20 protein-coding genes are annotated in these 20,931 nt (G+C 40.6%); 7 read left to right on the top strand and 13 right to left on the bottom strand.

All coding sequences use genetic code 11. The features are described from left to right. Together FTU64_RS11180 and FTU64_RS11175 are read left to right on the top strand one after the other, a co-directional pair. A complete protein-coding gene (locus FTU64_RS11180; protein WP_111885299.1) occupies positions 1-1,185 on the top strand; it encodes an iron-containing alcohol dehydrogenase in 1,185 nt (394 codons plus the stop codon). 265 nt (positions 1,186-1,450) lie between these two features. Beyond that, complete coding sequence (locus FTU64_RS11175; RefSeq protein ID WP_180007581.1) at positions 1,451-2,848, top strand: APC family permease; 1,398 nt, start codon at positions 1,451-1,453, stop codon at positions 2,846-2,848. A 61-nt stretch (positions 2,849-2,909) separates the two neighbouring features. Here the strand turns inward: FTU64_RS11175 and FTU64_RS11170 are convergent, their stop codons facing one another. The 3 genes from FTU64_RS11170 to FTU64_RS11160 all read right to left on the bottom strand — a co-directional run bounded on the left by FTU64_RS11170 (position 2,910) and on the right by FTU64_RS11160 (position 5,601). After that, positions 2,910-3,548, bottom strand: a complete 639-nt coding sequence (locus FTU64_RS11170; RefSeq protein WP_180025802.1) for a hypothetical protein — start codon at positions 3,546-3,548, stop codon at positions 2,910-2,912. Beyond that, a complete protein-coding gene (locus tag FTU64_RS11165; RefSeq protein ID WP_180005061.1) occupies positions 3,526-4,338 on the bottom strand; it encodes a DUF6502 family protein in 813 nt (270 codons plus the stop codon). The genes FTU64_RS11170 and FTU64_RS11165 overlap by 23 nt, the downstream gene beginning before the upstream one ends. Before the next feature lie 66 nt (positions 4,339-4,404). Continuing rightward, positions 4,405-5,601: a cupin-like domain-containing protein gene (locus FTU64_RS11160; protein ID WP_180055767.1), complete on the bottom strand. Its 1,197-nt coding sequence runs from the start codon at positions 5,599-5,601 to the stop codon at positions 4,405-4,407. A 152-nt stretch (positions 5,602-5,753) separates the two neighbouring features. Here FTU64_RS11160 and FTU64_RS11155 point away from each other — a divergent pair, with 152 nt between their 5' ends. Continuing rightward, complete coding sequence (locus FTU64_RS11155; RefSeq protein ID WP_180055768.1) at positions 5,754-6,149, top strand: hypothetical protein; 396 nt, start codon at positions 5,754-5,756, stop codon at positions 6,147-6,149. Positions 6,150-6,219: 70 nt separating this feature from the next. After that, positions 6,220-7,827 carry a PT dipeptide repeat lipoprotein gene (locus FTU64_RS11150; protein ID WP_180055769.1) on the top strand — a complete coding sequence of 536 codons (1,608 nt, stop codon included), beginning with the start codon at positions 6,220-6,222 and terminating at the stop codon, positions 7,825-7,827. Positions 7,828-7,938: 111 nt separating this feature from the next. Here the strand turns inward: FTU64_RS11150 and FTU64_RS11145 are convergent, their stop codons facing one another. The 10 genes from FTU64_RS11145 to rplU all read right to left on the bottom strand — a co-directional run bounded on the left by FTU64_RS11145 (position 7,939) and on the right by rplU (position 16,644). Beyond that, complete coding sequence (locus tag FTU64_RS11145) at positions 7,939-8,439, bottom strand: hypothetical protein (protein WP_218947298.1); 501 nt, start codon at positions 8,437-8,439, stop codon at positions 7,939-7,941. 168 nt (positions 8,440-8,607) lie between these two features. Then, positions 8,608-9,087: a tRNA (cytidine(34)-2'-O)-methyltransferase gene (locus FTU64_RS11140; protein ID WP_180055770.1), complete on the bottom strand. Its 480-nt coding sequence runs from the start codon at positions 9,085-9,087 to the stop codon at positions 8,608-8,610. Between the two features lie 38 nt (positions 9,088-9,125). Continuing rightward, positions 9,126-9,830 (bottom strand): hypothetical protein, encoded by a 705-nt coding sequence (locus FTU64_RS11135; RefSeq protein ID WP_180007575.1) that lies wholly within the window; start codon positions 9,828-9,830, stop codon positions 9,126-9,128. A 3-nt stretch (positions 9,831-9,833) separates the two neighbouring features. Further along, positions 9,834-11,228 (bottom strand): siroheme synthase CysG, encoded by a 1,395-nt coding sequence (gene cysG / locus FTU64_RS11130; RefSeq protein WP_180055771.1) that lies wholly within the window; start codon positions 11,226-11,228, stop codon positions 9,834-9,836. Between the two features lie 73 nt (positions 11,229-11,301). Further along, complete coding sequence (gene serS, locus FTU64_RS11125) at positions 11,302-12,573, bottom strand: serine--tRNA ligase (RefSeq protein ID WP_168378122.1); 1,272 nt, start codon at positions 12,571-12,573, stop codon at positions 11,302-11,304. 117 nt (positions 12,574-12,690) lie between these two features. Then, a complete protein-coding gene (locus tag FTU64_RS11120) occupies positions 12,691-13,467 on the bottom strand; it encodes an RsiV family protein (RefSeq protein WP_180055772.1) in 777 nt (258 codons plus the stop codon). A 175-nt stretch (positions 13,468-13,642) separates the two neighbouring features. Next, a complete protein-coding gene (gene lolA / locus FTU64_RS11115; RefSeq protein ID WP_180011509.1) occupies positions 13,643-14,338 on the bottom strand; it encodes an outer membrane lipoprotein chaperone LolA in 696 nt (231 codons plus the stop codon). Positions 14,339-14,570: 232 nt separating this feature from the next. Beyond that, the gene (locus FTU64_RS16505) at positions 14,571-15,728 is read right to left on the bottom strand and encodes a YadA-like family protein (protein ID WP_373886577.1); all 1,158 of its coding nucleotides are present in this window, start codon (positions 15,726-15,728) and stop codon (positions 14,571-14,573) included. Between the two features lie 330 nt (positions 15,729-16,058). After that, on the bottom strand, positions 16,059-16,313 hold the full coding sequence (gene rpmA / locus FTU64_RS11105) for a 50S ribosomal protein L27 (protein ID WP_067764378.1): 255 nt from the start codon (positions 16,311-16,313) through the stop codon (positions 16,059-16,061). Between the two features lie 19 nt (positions 16,314-16,332). Continuing rightward, the gene (gene rplU / locus FTU64_RS11100; RefSeq protein WP_078191390.1) at positions 16,333-16,644 is read right to left on the bottom strand and encodes a 50S ribosomal protein L21; all 312 of its coding nucleotides are present in this window, start codon (positions 16,642-16,644) and stop codon (positions 16,333-16,335) included. 459 nt (positions 16,645-17,103) lie between these two features. On the opposite strand from rplU, the gene sdsA reads away from it, so the two are divergent. From sdsA to FTU64_RS11085, 3 genes are all read left to right on the top strand, one after another. Next, complete coding sequence (gene sdsA / locus FTU64_RS11095; protein WP_078191391.1) at positions 17,104-18,081, top strand: All-trans-nonaprenyl-diphosphate synthase; 978 nt, start codon at positions 17,104-17,106, stop codon at positions 18,079-18,081. A 31-nt stretch (positions 18,082-18,112) separates the two neighbouring features. Beyond that, positions 18,113-20,164 carry a site-specific recombinase gene (locus FTU64_RS11090; RefSeq protein WP_180055782.1) on the top strand — a complete coding sequence of 684 codons (2,052 nt, stop codon included), beginning with the start codon at positions 18,113-18,115 and terminating at the stop codon, positions 20,162-20,164. A gap of 152 nt (positions 20,165-20,316) precedes the next feature. Further along, positions 20,317-20,913 (top strand): phosphatase PAP2 family protein, encoded by a 597-nt coding sequence (locus tag FTU64_RS11085; protein WP_180055773.1) that lies wholly within the window; start codon positions 20,317-20,319, stop codon positions 20,911-20,913. The last annotated feature ends 18 nt before the right edge of the window (positions 20,914-20,931 follow it).

Below are 20,931 nucleotides of genomic sequence, written 5' to 3'. Positions count from 1 at the left end.
ATGGCTAAACCATATTACGAATTTTTCTGTCCTGTAAAAGTGATTGCTGGCCATGCTGCTTTAGAACACATCCCATTCGAACTGTCTACTTTGGGTGCTAAACGTCCCATGATCATTACCGACAAAGGCGTTCGCAGTAATCAATTACTTGCACCGATTGAAGCGGCATTTGAAAGCACCGAGACGGTGATTGGATATATTTTTGATGATGTTCCGCCAGACTCAAGTTTAGAAACCGTACGTAAAGCGGCTCAACTTTACCGCGACAACCAATGTGATGCCATTATTGCAGTCGGTGGCGGTTCAGTCATTGATACCTCTAAGGCAACCAATATCTTGGTGTCTGAAGGTGGCGATGACTTACTGAAATACTCAGGTGCGCACAACTTACCAAAACCGTTAAAACCATTTTTTGTGATTCCAACAACCTCGGGTACAGGTTCAGAAGTGACTATGGTCGCTGTGGTTTCTGACCCTGAAAAGAATGTAAAAATGGCCTTTGCATCGAATTATTTGATGCCACATGCGGCAATTCTTGACCCACGTATGACGCAAACTTTGCCACCTCATCTTACGGCGATGACAGCGATGGATGCGATGACGCATGCCATTGAAGCCTATACGTGCATGGCGGCGAACCCGATTTCAGATGCCTATGCAACTGCCGCAATCAAGAAAATTAGCAATAGCTTATTTGGTGTATTAGATAATACCAGCGATGCACATGGTCGCTTAGAACTTGCACAAGCTTCTACGATGGCAGGAATTGCATTTTCGAATTCGATGGTTGGATTAGTGCATTCATTAGGTCATGCACTGGGTGCAGTCGCTCACCTGCCCCACGGCTTATGCATGAACTTATTCCTGCCGTATGTGTTGGAATACAACAAAGAAGTAAATGGCGATAAGATTGCTGAATTGCTATTACCACTGGCTGGCCCTGATATTTATGCACAAACGCCGGCCAACCTCCGCGCTGAAAAAGCCATTTCAACACTTTTAGCCATGCGTGACCGCTTGTTTAGTTTGACCAAATTACCTCGTACTTTGAGTGAAACTGGCAAGGTGACAGAAGCTCAATTAGATGAAGTGGCAGAGAAAGCACTGAATGATGGATCGATTATTTATAATCCTAAAGAAGCCAGCTTAGAAGACCTCAAAACTATTCTAAAAAAAGCTTGGTAATTGCTGAAAAATAAGCGAATATAGCGAAAAATTAAGCCTGATGTTTTTTTAAACATCGGGCTTTTCACTTGCAGAACACAATATCAGTTATTTTTTAATCAAACTGGCATAATTTCTGCTAAAAATAATTTCAAAGTTACTGACAAAATGTACCAATTTGGAGTAGATTGGCGCACTTTTGTTTTAAAACGTAGGGGGGATCGTTCGTCTCAAACGATCCTTAGAATATGACTGATCCTTGATCAACGATAAGAGGATAACGCCGTTGACAAATATCTCTGGGACTCAATCGGCAGCTAAACTGCAAAAAACGCTTGGACTCTGGCACATTATTATTATTGGTTTGGCTTATATTCAGCCGATGACCTTGTTCGATACCTTCGGTCTAGTTTCTGAAGAAAGTCATCGACACGTGCCGACATCTTACATTATTGCCCTGATTGCAATTTTGTTTACCTCTATCAGTTATGGACATATGATCCGTCGCTATCCATCATCGGGTTCGGCGTATACCTATGCTCAAAAATCCATTCACCCGAACGTTGGTTTCATGGTGGGCTGGTCATCATGGCTAGATTACCTGCTGTCTCCAATGGTGAATATTATTCTTGCAGTGATTTACCTTGAAGCACTATTTCCAACAGTAAACCACTGGGTATGGGTCATTGTGCTAACGGCATTCATGACTGGAATTAACTTACGCGGCGCGCGTTTTGTTGCTAACTTTAACAGCCTGATTGTACTTGTGCAGTTATTAGTAATTGGTATTTTCACGTGGATGGTCTACAGCAAGCTTCAAATGGGCTTCAATGCTGATGGCCCGATTTCTGCGGCAGAACGCTACCAATTATGGAGCCTTGAGCCATTCTGGAATGAGCTGACGTCTGTGGGTGCGCTGATTACAGGTGCAACATTACTGTGCTTCTCGTTCACTGGTTTTGACTCATTAAGTTCATTGGCAGAAGAAACAAAAGATACTGAGAAAACACTGCCGAAAGCGATTTTCTTAACTGCTTTAATCGCAGGGATTATCTTCATTATTAGTACCTACTTCATGCAGCTGTTCTTCCCTGCTGAGCCGGGTAACTATTTCAAGAATATTGCTGAAACACAGCCAGAGATACTCTTGCTCGTCGGCGGCTCACTGTTCCAATCCTATGTTTTAACTTTTGCGATTGTGACAGTAATGGCATCAGGTATTTCTGCACATGCCGGTGTATCACGTCTGATGTACGTAATGGGGCGTGATGGCGTCATTAACAAGAAGATCTTTGGTCATATTAGTCCGAAAAACTTCACACCATCGTACAACATCATGATTGTAGGTGCGGTTGCATTAACTGCGGGCTTTATGGATCTTGATATTGTCATTTCGATGATTAGTTTTGGTGCATTGACAGCCTTTACTTTCGTGAACTTATCTGTGATTTCACGTTATGCACTTCGTGATGGCCGCACAAAAACAGCCAAAGATATTTTTAGCTTTGTCGTTATTCCAATGCTTGGCTTTATCAGTATCTTTGCGATGTGGTTAGAAATTGAAGAAACTGCTTTGAAATATGGTTTATGGTGGGCAATGTTCGGTATTTTATACCTTGGTTATAAAACTAAAGGTTTTAAACACCCAGCACCACAACATAACGAATTTGATGATAAATTCTAATCAAGTTTATCTCTAAACAAAAAAGGCGCTTAAAGCGCCTTTTTTGTTTTAAATATACCAATTAAGGTTGTATGAATTTTCTAGATTGCTGAAATTGAATTGAAATTTCTTCACACTTGTCTGGTGTATTGCCTTTTAATTCAACCGATGCTCCATCACCGTGTGACCATATACCATCTTCAACAGTCTCTAAATTTACAGCTGCTTCAAATATATGCTGTTGTTGTGGATAGAGTTTGATATCTATAGGTGTATCACATACTTGTTTTGGAAAATATGGTCTAACCTGCTCGAATAATTGCATGGTTAATGGCATATCACATTGCAAATGAATGGTGACTGGTACGCTATTGGTATTTTTTAAGATCAATTGAACATTTTGCGAATTAAGATCCGCTTGGGCAGCAGGTATTTCTACATACGTTTTTGTGTCAATCGACTGACGATCAAATGGATTGAGGAAGGCTAATTTACGTTCCACGCCATAACAAGAATCCTGCACGGAAGCTGAAAACTCTAAATATCGTGTCCCCAAGATAATTGTTCCGCGGCCATCCCCTGCATGACCGATATCAATGATTGGATCACCTGTGCCTTCGATCGTTACCCCACCGCTCGAAAAAAAATCAATTTCACAGCCTGACAATATGGACATCAGGCTGCAAAGTGTCAGTATTTTAAAATTTAATTTTCGCATCATGTTGATAAACTCCAAAGCGAAATGCACGATTTGCTTCAGGATTCCCGTCATCCATTGCGCAACGCTCCGCGGCAAGTTTTAAAAGTTGTAGTGAGTATTTCTGCCAAAGCTCTAAGCTCATTTCATGTAATTTATTAATCGATTCTTCTGTTAATTCGTCAGCACAAATGGCTTGTTCTAAGTAAGGTATTTCATCAGGATTCAATAAATTATGCAAACCCGCTTCTAAATGCGCTTGAACATTTCGTGTTAAAATTTTACGTGCTTCTAACTGCGAAGGATCAGGAATAAAACGACGCTGTTGTAAATATATCTGCCCATCTTTTTCTGTCGCAATTTCAAGCCTTATAAGCTCGTTGAGTACTGAACGCGGATGACGTTCTGTTGAAATTCTTTTCACCAGCATTTCAAAGCTATTTTCTGACTCACTGCTAAATGGTAAAGAATCCCCCCAACCTTCTGCAAGCCACAAACCCATCACACGTGATGGCACACTAATCGGCTCCGAAACAGTCGCTTCGGTCAAATCCTTACCTTCAGAAATCACTTCTTTATAAGCAGTCACGTCTTTACGGTGTAGGCCAGAAAGTAAACTGATCGCGGAAATCGTCGGTTTTTGATCGATACGCTCTAACTCTTGTACAGCTTGTTGGAAAAAAACCGGTTTCAATGCAGCAGTAAACTCGGTATATCCCACACCTGAGCGAATCAGCCATTGGCTCAGCTCATTCATCAGCACCAATACTTGCTGTAAATTTTGATCTGCCTCATTAGTGAGAAGTTTGCTCATTGAATTGCCATGAAAATTAGACTGCATAAGTGAAATTTTCGCATTGTTTAATCTACTTCACAATTTTTATCTGATGAGATCTTGAGGATATTCAGTAAAAAAATGATTATTTACATTAAAATGCGTAAAAGAAACACTGATCGAGATATCTAAACTTTCAACACTATGCCACCAACCAATTGGGATAAATAAGGTTTCCCCTGGTTGCAAAATGCACTCGAACGGTGTCACATTTTCTAACAGTGGATAGTCTGCTAGATCAGCCTTTGCAACGTCTAAAACCTGACTGAATACCCAATGATCGTTATACATATACGGCATTTGCCATGCAGGAATCAAAGTCACTTTCTTGCGTCCATAGATTTGTGCCAACATGTTATTGGTTAAGTCATAATGCAGCGGCGTAAATGTGCCTGCAGGGCCAAACCATAAAAAATGTCGATCTTTGATCTCTTTTTGACAATAACCTTTGGCGAAGTCACCTAGATCTTTACTTATCTTTTGCATGAACTGCTTATTTTGAGCGGCGTTATTCGCAGTTAAATAAATGTCATTGCTACGCTTAGAGGCTTTAATTTGTGCGACAAAATCTTGCATCAAAATAATGCGTTTCAGCTGTACCGATTTTTTTTCAAAATCTTGATACTGCTCACGATGCATCTGGACTTCAACCAAATCATTTTCAAAATGCTGTGCAAAATAATCAGGACTCCATTTATGCAGTGCAGGCCAATGTTGTATCCCACCTTTTAAAATGACTGGTCGCATCTGGCTATAATACCGCTCTATAAATGTTTCAAAATCAGGTGTTTCTATGCAATCGATTGTGGATGGAATGTGGTCGTTCAATTGATTCAATTGACCCATCACCTGTAATAGCCAACGCTGTTTATTCTGCTGTTGCTGTACTTGCTTCAGTTTTTTAAAAATTACGTTATTGTTTACACGCTTTAGAAACTGAATGATCAAATGATTTGAAATATTTTTTTGCTTAATTTTTTCTAAAATTTCATCTGTTTCTAAGCCCTCAAGACTGTATTCCAAAAGTTCATTTTGCAGCTGTTCTGAAAGTTGGTCTGCATCAGAAAATAAGTATTGATCCGCCCTTGGGCTTAATCCATGTGATTGTAAAATTAGACTTATTTTCTGTACATCGCAACCATTTTCAATATTTTCATTCAACCAATTTTGCCATTCCGTCGGTAAGGATTGATACCAATTTTTACTTTGCTTTAGATGTTCACTCTGGCTTTCTACATTCATTTTCACCACTCCACCCTCTTTACAAGTGAAGTATAAATGATCTATTTTAAAAATGCTAAATTTTCGCATTTTATAATTATTTAAACACCGCGAATGTTATGAATCCGTCAGATATCACGCGGAATGACATAACAAAGTAAAGGAGAAAGTTCATGAAAATTCGTCATTTAGTCATCGTTAGCAGTCTGTCTTTAGCTTCAATATCAGTATATGCAGGTTTTGCCGATACCATGCGTGATTTAAGAAATACACTGAATCAATTTAATGAAACATCCAAAGAAGTATCGAATACCGCAAAAGAATGGACAGGCAGTCAGGCCACGACTAATTCAAATTATGCTGCAAATGGTTTCAGTATGGGACAACAACTTAGACCTAAAATTAATAATCTACCGCTTTATAAAACTGCCGATAAATCGAGCCAAGTCATTAATAAACTGTCAAAAAATGCAGATATTATTTTTGCGGGAAACATGACTAAAACAGGTTTGATAGAAGTCACTACAGAACATGGCAATGGCTGGATTGAATCACACCTTGTTCAATAAATCTTGATTTTAAATGTTTATACAACCGCATCAGCCGTACATAACAACTTTACTCTATTGAGCACTAGTCATGAATAATAATCACAAAATCAGCATTATCGCTGCTGTATTTACGACATTGGTGGGCTGTGGTGGATCAAGCTCCAATGATGATGGCGCGACACCTACACCTACACCTACACCTACACCTACACCTACACCTACACCTACACCTACACCTACACCTACACCTACACCTACGCCAACGCCAACGCCAACGCCAACGCCAACGCCAACGCCAACAACTGTAGCGGATAAATTCACAGGTGAATGGATTCAAGGGAATTCTGCCCTCGGTAACAGTAATTGCGATTTACCACAAATTTCAATTCATAAAACCAGTGAAAATTCAGTCAGTGCACTGAACGAAGAACTAAAATATGCGGTACACAATAGTTCAAGTAAAACTTGCAGCGGTGAATTTATTTCCAAACGCTATCAATTACTTCATGACATGGTCATGAGTGAAATACAGCCTGCTGCAACTCTAAATAACTTTGAATATCATGCCATTAAGTTTCAACCAGTCAGAGGTGGCGCGACGAGCAACCGTGTCTTAACTTTTTTAAATAATAATTCTTTCTGTGTAATTAACGCGACGATTTCAAATCCAAGCTATATCATCATGCAACGAGGTCTAATTACCGACCCACTCAAGGACAGCCGCTGCTATACAAAAAATTCCAATGAATTCTTCACCAATTTAAAACCGAAAACCAAAATCACAACTGCAGATTTTAAGTCTGAGAATTTTATTAATACCACCGACACAGTAAACTTCTTGGCTCAGCTCAATACAATGGGACAAAGCGGTTATAAGTTAATTGGCTATGATACTAAAACCCTGGACAATGGTAATGTTAATAACTACATGAAACTTGCCAATGAAAATACGCGTTTCAATCATATTGTTGCAGATCGTACAGCACCCTCTACCGCTGACATTTATTTTACATGGCGTAATCAGTTAAACGAAAAAGGCAAATCAGGCTATCAATACCTGCATAGCGTCAGACCAACCAATGCCCTGAATTTCAAAGATTATTTTATTAAGAAGGAAAATGATACCGCAACATACACCTATGACAGCAGCTATGTTTCCCCACTCGTCGACCCAGTGCAACTGGAAACCATACTTAATACACTGGGTGCCCAAGGCTGCCGTATTATTCAGTTCAAAAACTATTTCACAGGTTTACGACCTGAAGTTCTGAACGGCAAACAAAATAGTCCTAAAGTTGCAACCTGTATAAATAGCAGCGCACACCATGGCACTTACAGCTATCGCTATAAAACTTACCCAACCGGCAGCAATAGTGTAGAACGCAGCATAAAATTACAGGAGATGATCGATGAGCAAGCTAAAGACGGTTACCGCTTAGTCAGCCGTGCTTTAGATATGAGTTCAACCACCAAAAACGGTATGCTGTTTATGAAAGACAGTGAAAACACCAATGTCGGTGAGTTTAAAGTCTTTAGCGAAACTGTCTTTGCAACGTCGACATTTAACGACGTCTTACTGAAACGTCTTCAGCAGCAAGGTCAATTGGGTTGGTTATACACCAGCGGTCAACTGCTGTTTGCAAATAATCCAAAACATCTGCAAACAGAGCTGAGTGACTTTAATCTAATTGATTAATTCACGAGGTAATTTGAGCTTTTAAAAGTACTTAAGCTTTTCTATGTCCTTGTTATTTCGACATCAAGGACATTAATTATTGAAATGGATCAAAGCAATAATACACACCGATTATTTTAAGCGGCAGTTAAAACCCATCTTGGTATCTACTATATTTTTTTCATAACCTAAACTTTGAATAAATTGATTTCGATCTGCTACTAACTGCTGATCGGCAGGGCTAAGACGCGCTTTATTTTTTTGAGCCAAGCTGTATGTTTCATTGACTAAGTCTTGATATAGCCCACATACTTCCTGACGCTTTGCTTTTTTCAATTGGCGACCACCATACCAAGAACGCTCAAAATCGTCGGCTTTTAGTGTTTTTCCCCATTCCTCAATACGCTGATTTTGTCTTTGCTGCATTTCCAGCATGCCCTGTTGTACTTCAGCCTTAGTAAAAGGCTTAATCACCTCAACCTTCGGTACAACTGGAACATTTTCTGTAGTTGCAGTGACGGTGACTGGTGTCTGTTCCGTTGTGTTTGATACGGTTGGATTAGCCCAACTCACTGATGAAATGAATCCGGTCGCAATCACGACACCAAAAGCTTTTAAATTTATAGATTTCAAGTTTTAAGTACCCGTTTTATTTCTTCACAGTGTTCTTATACACATTTTTATATTGATGCTGAAGTTATTAAGCCCTTATTTTACAAAACTTCATTGCTGTAAATGGTTCACTGTGCTCACTCCCAATAAAAAACCTCTCGACAGAGCGGCTTTTTGAACAGATCACACTTAGACCAATTCTTTAAAGTTTTGCTGACGCCAAGCTTCATATAAAATCACAGCAGTAGCATTAGACAAGTTTAAACTGCGTGAATTTGGTGCCATCGGTAGGCGAATCCAATGTTCTTTCGGGAACATCATACGGACATCTTCTGGCAAACCACGTGTTTCTGGCCCCATCAACAATGCTACAGGACGGTTTAAATCAGAGGTATGCGGTGTTTCAAAACCTTTGGTGGTTAATGGATAAATGGCATCCATCTCAATACCTTGCACTTTTAAGCCCGCAAGGCATTCTTCAAAGTTTTCCCACACTTTCATGTGTGCCCATTCATGATAATCCAAACCTGCGCGGCGAAGTTTTTTATCATCCAGCTCAAAACCTAATGGCTTGACCAAATGCAACTGCGCTCCAGTATTGGCACATAAACGAATGATATTCCCTGTATTTGCAGGAATTTCTGGCTCGTATAAAACAACATGTATCACGTATTTTCTCTATATTAAATTGTTTGATAAATACATATTTACCAAGATTTGACCAACTTCACTTTTGCAATCCCCCATGGGACTGCTTCAAGTCCTGACGATTCATCATTTAGAAAATCTTCAATTTCAGACTGTCTTGAAGAATCATCAAATAAATTATTGTAATTAAGTTCTAAATTGAATTTCTCACAAAGCCTATCTGCAAGATGGTGACAATGAAAACTGTGAAAATCTCCACAAGGTTCTATGCCAATATAGTCATAGCCTAAAAGTAATTCATTTGTATCTTCAGGTTCAACAATTACCTTCTTCAAACATGCATAAAGGCCGACCTCTCCTATATTAGGAAAAGCAGGTTTATAAATTTCAAGAATATCCTGTCTATATTCTTCATCAATATACATTGATAATAAGTGAACATTTTGACAATGCTCAAAGAATTTATGCTTATATTCTAAAGCAGTTTCAATATCGTAAAAGAGGCTGATCCAACCAACCTGATCTTGCAAACTATGTTGATCAGCCCACTTCCGCAAGTTACTCAATTGCAAATTAGACAAATTAAACTGGCTTTGTACATCTTCTATTTTAAAATGTGCATTTTTAACGCATGAATAAGACCAATCGCTAATCAAATGATCATTAATGCAAGAACTGCAAGTACGAATAAATTGATTAGCCCTGTTCAATAATGCATGCTGTTTAAGCCGCAACAAATAATAGCCAGCAAAATAATAGGCCATCCATCAATCCAGCCATTGAAGCTGTTCACGCAGACTCACCACATCACCAATAATCGTCAATGTAGGCGCCTGAATTTGGTATTCACTGACTTTAGATGCAATATCTGCCAATGTCCCGACCACGACTGTTTGTTCAGGTGTCGTCCCTTTAGAAACCAATGCGACAGGCATGTCTGAACGCTGCCCATGCGCGATGAGTTTCTCACAAATTTTTTCTAGACCGACCAAGCCCATATACAGCACAAGCGTTTGATTTTGATAAACCAACTCATTCCAAGGCAGCTCAGGCGAACCTTCTTTCAGATGGCCTGTCAGGAAGCGTACACTTTGCGCATAATCACGATGCGTTAAAGGAATCCCTGCATAAGCCGAACAACCAGATGCAGCAGTAATCCCTGGAACGACTTGGAAGGCAACGCCTGCCGCAAAAAGTTCCTGAATTTCTTCACCGCCGCGGCCAAAGATGAATGGATCTCCGCCTTTTAAACGGCAGACACGTTTGCCTTCACTTGCATATTTCACCAGTAAGGCATTGATGCCTTCTTGCGGAACAGCATGATTAGATCGTGCTTTACCTACGTAAATTTTTTCAGCGTCACGGCGGCAGAGGTCCATAATCGGCTGAGAAACCAAACGGTCATAGATCACCACATCCGCTTGCTGCATTAAACGCAGGGCTTTTAAGGTCAGCAGTTCAGGATCACCCGGCCCTGCACCCACCAAATACACCTCGCCTTTCGGCTGTTTCCATTCCAATATGGCCTGTTCAATCAAACGATTGGCTTCGGTCAAATTGTCATTAAATACCTGCTCTTTGAGCGGGCTTGCATACAAGTCTTCCCAAAAAATACGGCGTTCATCTGGATTGACGATTTTGGCTTTAACAGCTGCACGCCATTGACCTGAGAACTCAGCCAGTTTGCCCATGCCATGCGGAATTGAGCTTTCTAACTGGGTGCGTATTTGGCGCGAGAGTACTGGCGATGTGCCATTGGATGCAACAGAGATGACCAGCGGAGAACGGTCAATAATCGCAGGAACCATAAAACGGCAATGCGGCGGATCATCGACACTATTGACCAAGACATTTTCAGCTTCGCAGGCTTCAAATACCGCCTGATTGACCGCTTTGTCATTGGTTGCTGCAATCACTAAACGAAACTGACGCAGCGCAATGGCATTTTCTTGATAAACCGATTCGTGATAAACCGAGTTGAGATATTGACCTTGGGTTTGATTAACCAAGCTCAATAAATCATCTTCAATTTCGGGTGAACAAACTGTCAGCTGTGCGCCCGCTTTTGCAAGCAGCACAGCCTTTCGATATGCAATTCGACCACCACCAACAATCAGACAAGGTTGCTGCTGCAACTTCAAAGAGATTGGAAAGATATCCACACACGACCTCAATAGTTTAAATCTGATTGTCTTAAGCAATTTTTGTGCACAAATGTATGCACTTTATCGACTATTAATCGATAAATTCAGCACCGCCCATATATGGACGAAGTACTGCTGGAATTTCAATTGAACCGTCTGCACGTTGATAGTTTTCCATCACGGCAAGTAAAGTACGACCAACGGCCAAACCTGAACCATTCAGCGTGTGTACAAACTCAGTTTTCTTTTGGTCAGCACGGTAACGCGCTTTCATACGGCGTGCTTGGAAATCACCCATGCATGAGCAAGATGAAATTTCACGGTAGGTATTTTGACTTGGCACCCAAACTTCTAAATCATAAGTTTTGATTGCGCCAAAGCCCATGTCGCCACCACAAAGTACGACTTTACGGTACGGTAAACCAAGTGCTTGCAAGATTCCTTCAGCATGACCTGTTAACTGTTCCAATGCTTCCATTGACGTTTCAGGTTTTACAATTTGAACCATTTCAACTTTGTCGAATTGATGCTGACGAATTAAGCCACGCGTATCACGACCATACGAACCTGCTTCACTACGAAAACATGGCGTATGCGCTGCATATTTTAATGGCAAACGTTCTGGGTCAATGATTTCATCACGCACGAAGTTGGTTACAGGCACTTCTGCAGTCGGGATCAAGTAGTATTCTTTTTCGCCTTGAAGTTTAAATAAATCTTCTTCAAATTTAGGCAATTGACCTGTACCACGTAAAGAGTCTGCATTGACTAAATACGGTACATAAGCTTCGGTATAGCCATTTTCCAAGGTATGTGTATTTAACATAAATTGGGTAATTGCACGTTGTAAACGCGCTAATGGCCCTTTGAGTACGCTAAAACGAGTACCAGTCAATTTAGTTGCGGTTTCAAATTCTAAACCGCCCATCATTTCACCAAGATCAGTATGGTCTTTGACTTCAAAATCAAACTGACGTGGTGTACCCCATTTTAAAACTTCAACATTGTCATTTTCATCTTTACCTTCTGGCACAGACTCATGAGGTAAATTTGGAATCGATAAAGATTTGGCTTCGAGTTCAGCTTGAAGGTCAGAAAGTGCGAGTTCAGCCGCTTTAATTTCATCGCCAATAGCAGACATACGTGCCATGATTTCAGATGCATCACCGCCAGCTTTTTTAATTTGACCAACTTGTTTTGCACCAGCATTACGTTCAGCTTGTAACGACTCAGTTTTAGACTGAATTTCCTTACGGCGAGCTTCAAGGTCTGCCCACTCTGCTACGTTGAGTTGAACACCACGTTTTGCTAAGGCTAAGTTTACAGCCTCAATATTATTTCTGAGTAATTTCGGGTCGATCATAGCCAATCTTAAGTAAAGAAAAAAACTGGCTATAGTGTAAGCTCTTAACACTCAAAAATACAGTGACCGAGCTTACAGCTGCCCCTTATTAGACCAATAATCTTGCCTCAAATTGTCTTATTTGGTTTCGTAATTTGGCAAACTTGGTAAATATTCAGGTTTAAATAGCCCTTTAGCCATAAAATATGGAAGTTTTAGCTCAGGCATGCCCTCTGCGTAGCTCGCCAATTCATACAGCGGATAAGCAAATACGATCCCGTTCGCGCCATAATAAAAATTATCGCTTAACTGTAGTTTTGAACGTTCAATATCGTGACTATCCAACCACATATAGTTGGCATCAAAAAGTGCGCTAATCACTTTCGCATCTGCACCTTTGACCAAGACATCTTGTAAAGCCAAACGTTTTTTAGCTTTTAAATCAAAATTGACATATTCAACATGAGACATGCCATGAGCAGCATGCGCTGCATAGGTATAGCTTTCGATCGCAAAAGTTGCGATATGTCCCCACTGACTAATATATCGAACAGAAGTGGTACTTTGACTTAAGCCTGCATCCGTCTTGTCCGATAAATCAATTTTTTGATTCGGCTCAGTTGAAAATGCAATCGGATCTGCCTTTTTAATTCGGTCAGTAAAATATTGATTAATCCAATCAACATTGGTTTCAACCGTTTGAATCGTATATTGGGTACAACCTTCCGCATCGCAAGCTTGTGCTTTCGGCAATTGCATCGCAACAGATTTCGATTGAATAAGTGGAATCGCATCAGCGACGACCGCTGGCTTCTGTTCCGTCGTTGCACCTTCAACAGGTTCATTTCGAGGATGACAGGCCGTTAATGACCCAATTAAAACCACAGCTGAAACAGCCCAAGCTATATTATTCATATGATTTTTTTCATCCCAAAATTCCCTATAGCAACAGTCAAAACCACAAGTCACTTCATTTAAGCAACCTGCGAATATCAGCATACTACTAAATTTCACTTAAATTCAGCTTGCTTGCTTTACATTTCTCCATAAAAAAAGCAGACCGATGTCTGCTTTTTTTCGTTCATGAGAATTATTGATCAATAATGTCCGTACCTTTTGGAGGTACAAAGTTAAAGGTTGACGCTGGAATAGACGCATTCACCTTCACATTATTGAAACGTACATTTGTTGTTTGACCTAATGAGTCTTGGAGAATCATTAAGGTTGGTGCATTTTTCGCACCAAAACTAATGGTTAAGCTTTGAAATACGCCATCATCACTTTTTGGATATAAGGTGTAATAAGTTTTTGTCTTATTTGGCTGTGTAATACGATAAGACTTCATGATTTGAGCCGTATTACCCGACAATAATAATGCAGGCGTATTCGCAACTTGGTCATCTAAGCTTTGGCGTACTGCTTGTTGTAGGTCTGGGTCATAGATCCAAACTGTTTTACCTGTAGTCGCAATGGTTTGCTTAGATGGGCTGGTTGTTTCCCAATAGAATTTACCCGGACGCTGAACTTTCATTACCCCAGTAAAAGTCTGGTTCATATGCTGCGCACTTAAACCTTTCTTTTGAGTGGCTTTCGGGTTGGTCACTTTTGTAGTTTGCTGAAAGTTAGCAGTAAAACTTTTAATACCCGATAATTGTTTCACCAAATTGGCAGTTGCCTGCTGCTCCGACGCTGCAACTGGTGCCGCGAATACTGTCGTACTCATAACCGGTGCCAGTGTCGCTGCACCTAATGCCATAGCACAGATGGTTTTACGAAGCATTTTCATAGATTCACCTTTTATATTTGCATCAACGCAATTTGTTAGATGGCTCCATCTTAAACCACTTTCATTGACTAAATTTAGAGAAAATAAGAAGTTTTGTATGGTTATTAATGCAAATTGCTGTTTTTTATTCATCATGATGGAGAAATATAAAGTAAAAAGGCCCTTGATTTGACTCAAATGCCTTTCAAATAATTAAACCATGATTTAGCAATTTCAACATTCCAATTTTCAGTTATTTCCATTGCCACCCAATAGCAGCTCCTGCACCAAAGTCACTTTCAGAGTTGCTGGTTACCCCAATTTTATACACATATTTTTTGTTTTCAGTGACACCACTGAAGCCAAGTGCATAGCCTTGCTCACCGTCCCAAGTCCCCATACCTGCACTGAACATGTTGTAACCTGCATCTGTGGGTTGTGGTAAGGAAGCGATTGCAATGCTTGAAGCCACTGCTGCATAGGTTCGATCTTCGAGTTTTCGCATGTCTCTATTCAATGCGTTTACACGACTATTAGTATAGGCGTTTGCCTGGTTAAGAGTTTGTTGCCCAACTTGGTTCACATAAGTTTTTGCTTCATTCAGGATATAGGTGTCCGCAGCATCCATTACTTCTTTAGAGATCCCATTGGTACCATTTGTTCCTTTAAGGCTGGCCAACCATTGAGTAACGCTGCCTTCAAAACCATTACCAACTGCAACGTCATAAGTACTAAAACCTGTTGCACCAGTCATACCTGTATTACCCATATCGCCTTTTAAGCTAGCGAGCCATTCGGTAATGGTACCGTCAAAACCATTTACTTGCGCAACTTGATAAGCATTATATCCAGTGGCTCCTGTCTCACCTGTTGCTCCAGTATCACCTTTTACACCTTGAATACCTTGCTCGCCCTGTAAACCTTGAAAACCCTGTTCACCTTGTGCTCCAGTATCACCTTTCACACCTTGGATACCTTGCTCGCCCTGTAAACCTTGAAGACCTTGTTCACCTTGCGCTCCAGTATCACCTTTCACACCTTGGATACCTTGCTCGCCCTGTAAACCTTGAAGACCTTGTTCACCTTGTGCTCCAGTATCACCTTTTACACCTTGTGGTCCTTGTGGTCCTTGTGGTCCTTGTGGTCCTTGTGGTCCTTGTGGTCCTTGTGGTCCTTGTGGTCCTTGTGGTCCTTGTGGTCCTTGTGGTCCTTGTGGTCCTTGTGGTCCAGTATGAGGTTTTCCTCCGCCACTATGTCCATAACCATTGCCATTTCCATGACTTGTGTGTCCTTTGCCTCCTGAATGCTGATGTGAATCATTACAGCTACTCGAACAGGTTGAACCACCTAAGGTATGCTCTCCTGAACCGCTAGCCCAAGTGATTGAACCCAATGACAGTAAAATACTCACAGCTAGTAATTTTGGTACAGCTTTAATAGCGATTGAAGTTATTTCACCAAGTTGTAGTGTCTTTTAAAATGCAATTTGTTGGCTTTTATCAGGACAATTCCTTTTCTGATAGTCAGCACCGATAAAAACTGTATTCAATATTTTATTCATGTCCTTATCCTTTTTTTGTATTTGTACTCCTCTATTACGCTCTTTATATTTTGTGATTTAAATCACTATTTATGGTGGTTTATTGCTACATACATCGTTTGCAACAATCAAGAAAAATACCTCAAATTTTATTCAGACAAAAAAAACCCGCAAAAAATGCGGGTTTTTTTCTATTAAAGCTTACGCTTCAACAGATACGTAGCGACGACCGAATTGGCCTTTCACTTCGAATTTCACAACGCCGTCAGCAGTTGCAAATAAAGTATGGTCACGGCCCATACCTACATTTACACCAGCGTGGAATTCAGTACCACGTTGACGAACGATGATGTTACCAGCAGTCACAGATTGACCGCCGTAGATTTTAACACCCAACATTTTTGGGTTCGAGTCACGACCGTTTTTAGTCGAACCACCGGCTTTTTTAGTTGCCATGTCTACTTACTCCTCGTAATTAGCCTGAAATAGCTGTAATTTTCAACTCAGTGAACCATTGACGGTGACCTTGTTGTTTACGATAGTGTTTACGACGACGCATTTTGATGATGCGGATTTTGTCGTGACGACCATGGCTAACTACTTCAGCAGTTACTTTAGCGCCAGCTACTACTGGTGCACCAATTTGAATGCTGTCACCGTTAACAAGCATCAACACGTCATCAAAAGTAACAGTTGAGCCAGTTTCAGCTTTCAATAATTCTACTTTAAGGGTTTCACCCTCAACTACACGGTGTTGTTTACCACCGCTTTGGATTACTGCGTACATTTAAGTACTCCAAACATGCCCGTGTTGTCGTGCCGGTAAAGGGATATACCGATCTTAAAACGATCGTCACTGGGGTTTTGCAAAGGCAAAGATTTTAAGGGATAACCCGAAAAACAACAAGTCATTTCCGTAAAATATTAGATGAGTATGCGTTTATTATATAAACAGTGTCATTAAAAGTATTAAAATGAGTGCTCTATTTCACTTATCATGCTTTTGACAAGGTTTGACATAGATTTTTAGCAACAATTCGCTAATATACTCTGGACTGACATCAACAACATGCTGTTCAAACAACATGCTAAAGATAAAAGTCTGTTAAAAAATAAGTACAATACTTCCGCTTGATGAAAAAAATCACTTAAGATTAAGTCAATTGAGTAAGTTCTTATCTGTTATTCATATAACAAATTGCTACACTACGTCTGTAATTCAAAAATTATTGAGGTTTCTCTTCATATGACCATCGACTTTAAGCAAGATATTCTCGCGCCTGTTGCTACTGACTTTGCTGCGATGGACAAATTTATTAATGAAGGGATCACATCTAAAGTTGCCTTGGTCATGGCAGTCAGTAAACATGTAGTCGAAGCAGGCGGTAAACGCATGCGTCCCATTATGTGCTTACTTGCAGCAAAGGCTTGTGGCGCAGAAGATTTAGAAAAACACCGTAAACTTGCAGCAATTATTGAAATGCTACATACCGCAACCTTGGTACATGACGACGTAGTCGATGAATCGGGTTTACGCCGTGGCCGCCCAACCGCAAATGCGACATGGAATAATCAAACTGCCGTACTTGTGGGTGATTTTTTGATTTCTCGCGCTTTTGATTTATTGGTGGATCTAGACAGCAAAGTATTACTCAAAGACTTTTCAACGGGTACCTGTGAAATTGCTGAAGGTGAAGTTTTACAACTTCAATCACAACACCAACCCGAAACTACTGAACAAACCTATTTAGATATTATTCACGGTAAAACTTCGCGTTTATTTGAGCTCGCTACCGAAGGTGCAGCGATTCTGACTGGTACACCAGAGTACCGTGAACCGCTTAGAAAATTTGCCGGACACTTTGGAAATGCCTTTCAAATTATTGACGATATTTTAGATTACACCTCAGATGCTGAAACATTAGGTAAAAATATTGGCGATGATTTGATGGAAGGTAAACCAACTTTACCTTTAATCTCTGCCTTAAAGAATACCACTGGCGAAGAACATGACATTATTCGCCGCAGTATTGCCACAGGTGGTACGGCAGATTTAGAGCGTGTTATTCAGATTGTACAAAGCTCTGGGGCGCTTGATTATTGTAGCCAACGAGCGACTGAAGAAACTGAGGCAGCACTAGCCGCTTTAGCAGCGCTACCAGATACTGAATATCGTCAAGCTTTAATCAACCTCGCAAACTTGGCATTACACCGAATTCAATAATTAACAATATTCATCGTAATTCCCCTTGCCTATGCATATAAAACTGAATGATATCTTTTTGACCATGCAGCAACAGCTCGATACCCCTCGGGCTGTGCTGGATGAAAACTTGCTGATCGAATTGGTCAACCGAATTCGACCAGAAGATACAAAAAATACCGACGAAATTAAGAAAAAATTTCAGGCTTTCATCCAAGCTTTACTCATCACGCCAGATGCAGCCTCTACCCTGCAAAGCTTTGTTCTAAACCTCATTAGCCGATATAAACAAACCAGTTTATATGCGGACACGGGTATTTTGTCTCTCGATGGTTTTTGGGGACAACTGTTCCAACGTCTTGGCGCACATTTTCTTCCCCTGATCAATGACGAAACTCAACTACAAGATTTAGTCCGTCGAGTTTTTTATCGTCATAGCGACAAATATTGGCTCGACAGTATTGATGATCAGCAATGGATGCAGCTCTTTCGATTGTTTAACCAAGGTCATAGCAATCAGGAAGAAAAAAAGAAAATTCGCCGTGAATTAATTAAGGCCATTACCGTTTTGTCTTATCGGGTGAGTGGTATTGGCTTATATCCTGAATTTATTAATGCGCAGCCTGAACTGACCGAATATGAATCGCCTTTTTTGGTGCAAAACCGTGAAATAAACGATTTTATTCAACAGTATAAAAAGCTCCATCAAAGTGCTGAAGAAATGAGTGCCGTGCTACCGCCGGATGCTTCTCAAGCGTTGGTGATGCTGGAACAATGTCGTGATGTGGTGCTGAAGATTCGGCGTGCGACCAAACGAATTGGCGTAAGTGTCAGCCTGACTTACTTATTGTCGCTTTTAGAACAGTGTTTAGATCGCTTAGAAATCTTACTCAACCTGATTGTTGAAGAAGATGATGTCCGCTATGTTTCTATGGGTAGTTTACTCAGTGATGTGACGTCAGCGATTTATAGCGAACGCAGTGTGCGCGATTTGCTCGCCACCAATAGTGAATTGGTTGCCCTACAAGTCACCGAAAATGCAAGTAAAACTGGCGAACACTATGTAAGTACGGACAAACAAAGCTTTATGAGCATGTACCGATCTGCGGCAGGTGCCGGCGTGATCATTGCATGTATGGCAACACTAAAAGTGCTGATGACCCGTGTCACCATGGCACCGCTCATGCAAGCCATTTCATATAGTCTGAACTACTCTTTCGGCTTTATGCTGATTCATGTCTTACATTTTACGGTTGCTACCAAACAGCCTGCGATGACAGCTGCCGCACTTGCCTCAACGGTTCAGCATCGTAAAGGCTCGAAAATGGCTCAGATTGCCGAACTTGCCGCGCTGATTATTAATATTATCCGCACCCAGTTTATTGCAATTTTAGGCAACATCAGTATTGCGATTCCTGTTGCAGCGCTGATTGCCCTCAGTTGGGACATGGCTTTACATGAACCTTTAATGAATCATGCAAAAGCAGCCAAAACATTACACGACCTTAACCCATTCACTTCTCTCGCTGTCCCACATGCTGCGATTGCTGGGGTATGTTTGTTTTTATCGGGTTTGATTGCCGGTTACTTTGACAACATGGCGGTCTATCGCAAAGTTGGACCACGAATTCAAGCGCATCCAAAGTTAAAACGCATCATGGGTCAAGACAGACTGGATAAGTTTGCCGCTTACATTGAACGAAACTTAGGTGCTTTGGCGGGTAACTTCTTATTCGGGATCATGCTGGGTAGTATGGGCACAATTGGTTATATCTTAGGTTTACCTTTAGATATTCGCCATATTGCCTTCGCATCGGCTAACTTTATTCAAGGCCTCATCAATATCAATGGTTCGCCAGACATTGGCTTAATCATTGTGTCATTCTTAGGGGTTATTCTGATCGGTCTGACTAACTTATTCGTCAGTTTCACGTTAACAATTATTGTGGCACTACGGGCTCGTCGCGTAAGATTTGAACAATGGAAACCCCTGGCTAAATTGGTGATGACTCATTTTCTAACTCGACCAAGTGACTTTTTCTGGCCACCGAAAACCCCACTTGAAGTTGAAGATGGCACACAAGCCAGTAAGAACAATCATTAGCAGATTTGTGTTTTATTTTAGTAAGATGTAAATGAACACAAAAAATAAAATCAGTATGATTTACACAGACTTGAAATAAAGTGTACTGATGAGTACACTTTAGTCCATTAATTAACCGAGCTCGAACCGGTTAAAATGACAAGGAATAAAATATGCCACGAACGCTACTGTTTGTTGGTTTTTTTGCATTAATTATCAGTGTGTTGTCGCTTTATTCTAGCCATTTAAATCTAATAGATTTAAATATCGTGGAATGGATGAGTCAGCACCGTATTGCTGTTTTTAATCAAATTGCCATCGGACTTTCGGCGCTAGGCGGCATGCCTTTTGTATTATTTTTCACCACGCTATGGTGTTTACACTTTGCGTGGTATAAAAAATACACAGAGATTGTTTTTATCAGTATAGGGATCTTTGGAAGTATCGGCCTTGCATGGTTGCTTAAATTTACGTTCACCAGACCGCGTCCCCCAGAAATGTACCATCTTGTAGCGTCTTACGGGAGTTCATTCCCAAGCGCACACAGTTGTTATGCTGCATCGCTTGCGTGTCTTATGATCTTGATTTACCGACAACATGCTCAACATCGCTTGATCACCATTTTGGCATTGTTATGGATGCTGTGTATGGGTGTTTCGCGAGTATATGTTGGGGTTCATTTTCCGACAGATGTCTTATCCGGTTGGAGCATAAGTTTTATTTGGATCGCGCTACTTTATTTGAGTTACATCAAAATCAGTAAAGCGTAAACAAATGAATAATTTAGA

Source organism: Acinetobacter sp. YH12128 (genome assembly GCF_013418655.1).
Classification (GTDB): Bacteria; Pseudomonadota; Gammaproteobacteria; order Pseudomonadales; family Moraxellaceae; genus Acinetobacter; species Acinetobacter amyesii.
Note: the sequence above shows the minus strand (reverse complement) of the source record. Positions and strands in the feature narration are given on the sequence as shown.

Coding starts and splice junctions, on each gene's coding strand:
- FTU64_RS11180 (WP_111885299.1), top strand. CDS start 1: ATGGCTAAACCATATTACGAATTTTTCTGTCCTGTAAAAGTGATTGCT.
- FTU64_RS11090 (WP_180055782.1), top strand. CDS start 18,113: ATGCATATAAAACTGAATGATATCTTTTTGACCATGCAGCAACAGCTC.
- sdsA (WP_078191391.1), top strand. CDS start 17,104: ATGACCATCGACTTTAAGCAAGATATTCTCGCGCCTGTTGCTACTGAC.
- FTU64_RS11085 (WP_180055773.1), top strand. CDS start 20,317: ATGCCACGAACGCTACTGTTTGTTGGTTTTTTTGCATTAATTATCAGT.
- FTU64_RS11155 (WP_180055768.1), top strand. CDS start 5,754: ATGAAAATTCGTCATTTAGTCATCGTTAGCAGTCTGTCTTTAGCTTCA.
- FTU64_RS11150 (WP_180055769.1), top strand. CDS start 6,220: ATGAATAATAATCACAAAATCAGCATTATCGCTGCTGTATTTACGACA.
- serS (WP_168378122.1), bottom strand. CDS start 12,573: ATGATCGACCCGAAATTACTCAGAAATAATATTGAGGCTGTAAACTTA.
- FTU64_RS11170 (WP_180025802.1), bottom strand. CDS start 3,548: ATGATGCGAAAATTAAATTTTAAAATACTGACACTTTGCAGCCTGATG.
- rpmA (WP_067764378.1), bottom strand. CDS start 16,313: ATGGCAACTAAAAAAGCCGGTGGTTCGACTAAAAACGGTCGTGACTCG.
- lolA (WP_180011509.1), bottom strand. CDS start 14,338: ATGAAAATGCTTCGTAAAACCATCTGTGCTATGGCATTAGGTGCAGCG.
- FTU64_RS11135 (WP_180007575.1), bottom strand. CDS start 9,830: ATGGCCTATTATTTTGCTGGCTATTATTTGTTGCGGCTTAAACAGCAT.
- rplU (WP_078191390.1), bottom strand. CDS start 16,644: ATGTACGCAGTAATCCAAAGCGGTGGTAAACAACACCGTGTAGTTGAG.
- FTU64_RS11165 (WP_180005061.1), bottom strand. CDS start 4,338: ATGAGCAAACTTCTCACTAATGAGGCAGATCAAAATTTACAGCAAGTA.
- FTU64_RS11160 (WP_180055767.1), bottom strand. CDS start 5,601: ATGAATGTAGAAAGCCAGAGTGAACATCTAAAGCAAAGTAAAAATTGG.
- FTU64_RS11120 (WP_180055772.1), bottom strand. CDS start 13,467: ATGAATAATATAGCTTGGGCTGTTTCAGCTGTGGTTTTAATTGGGTCA.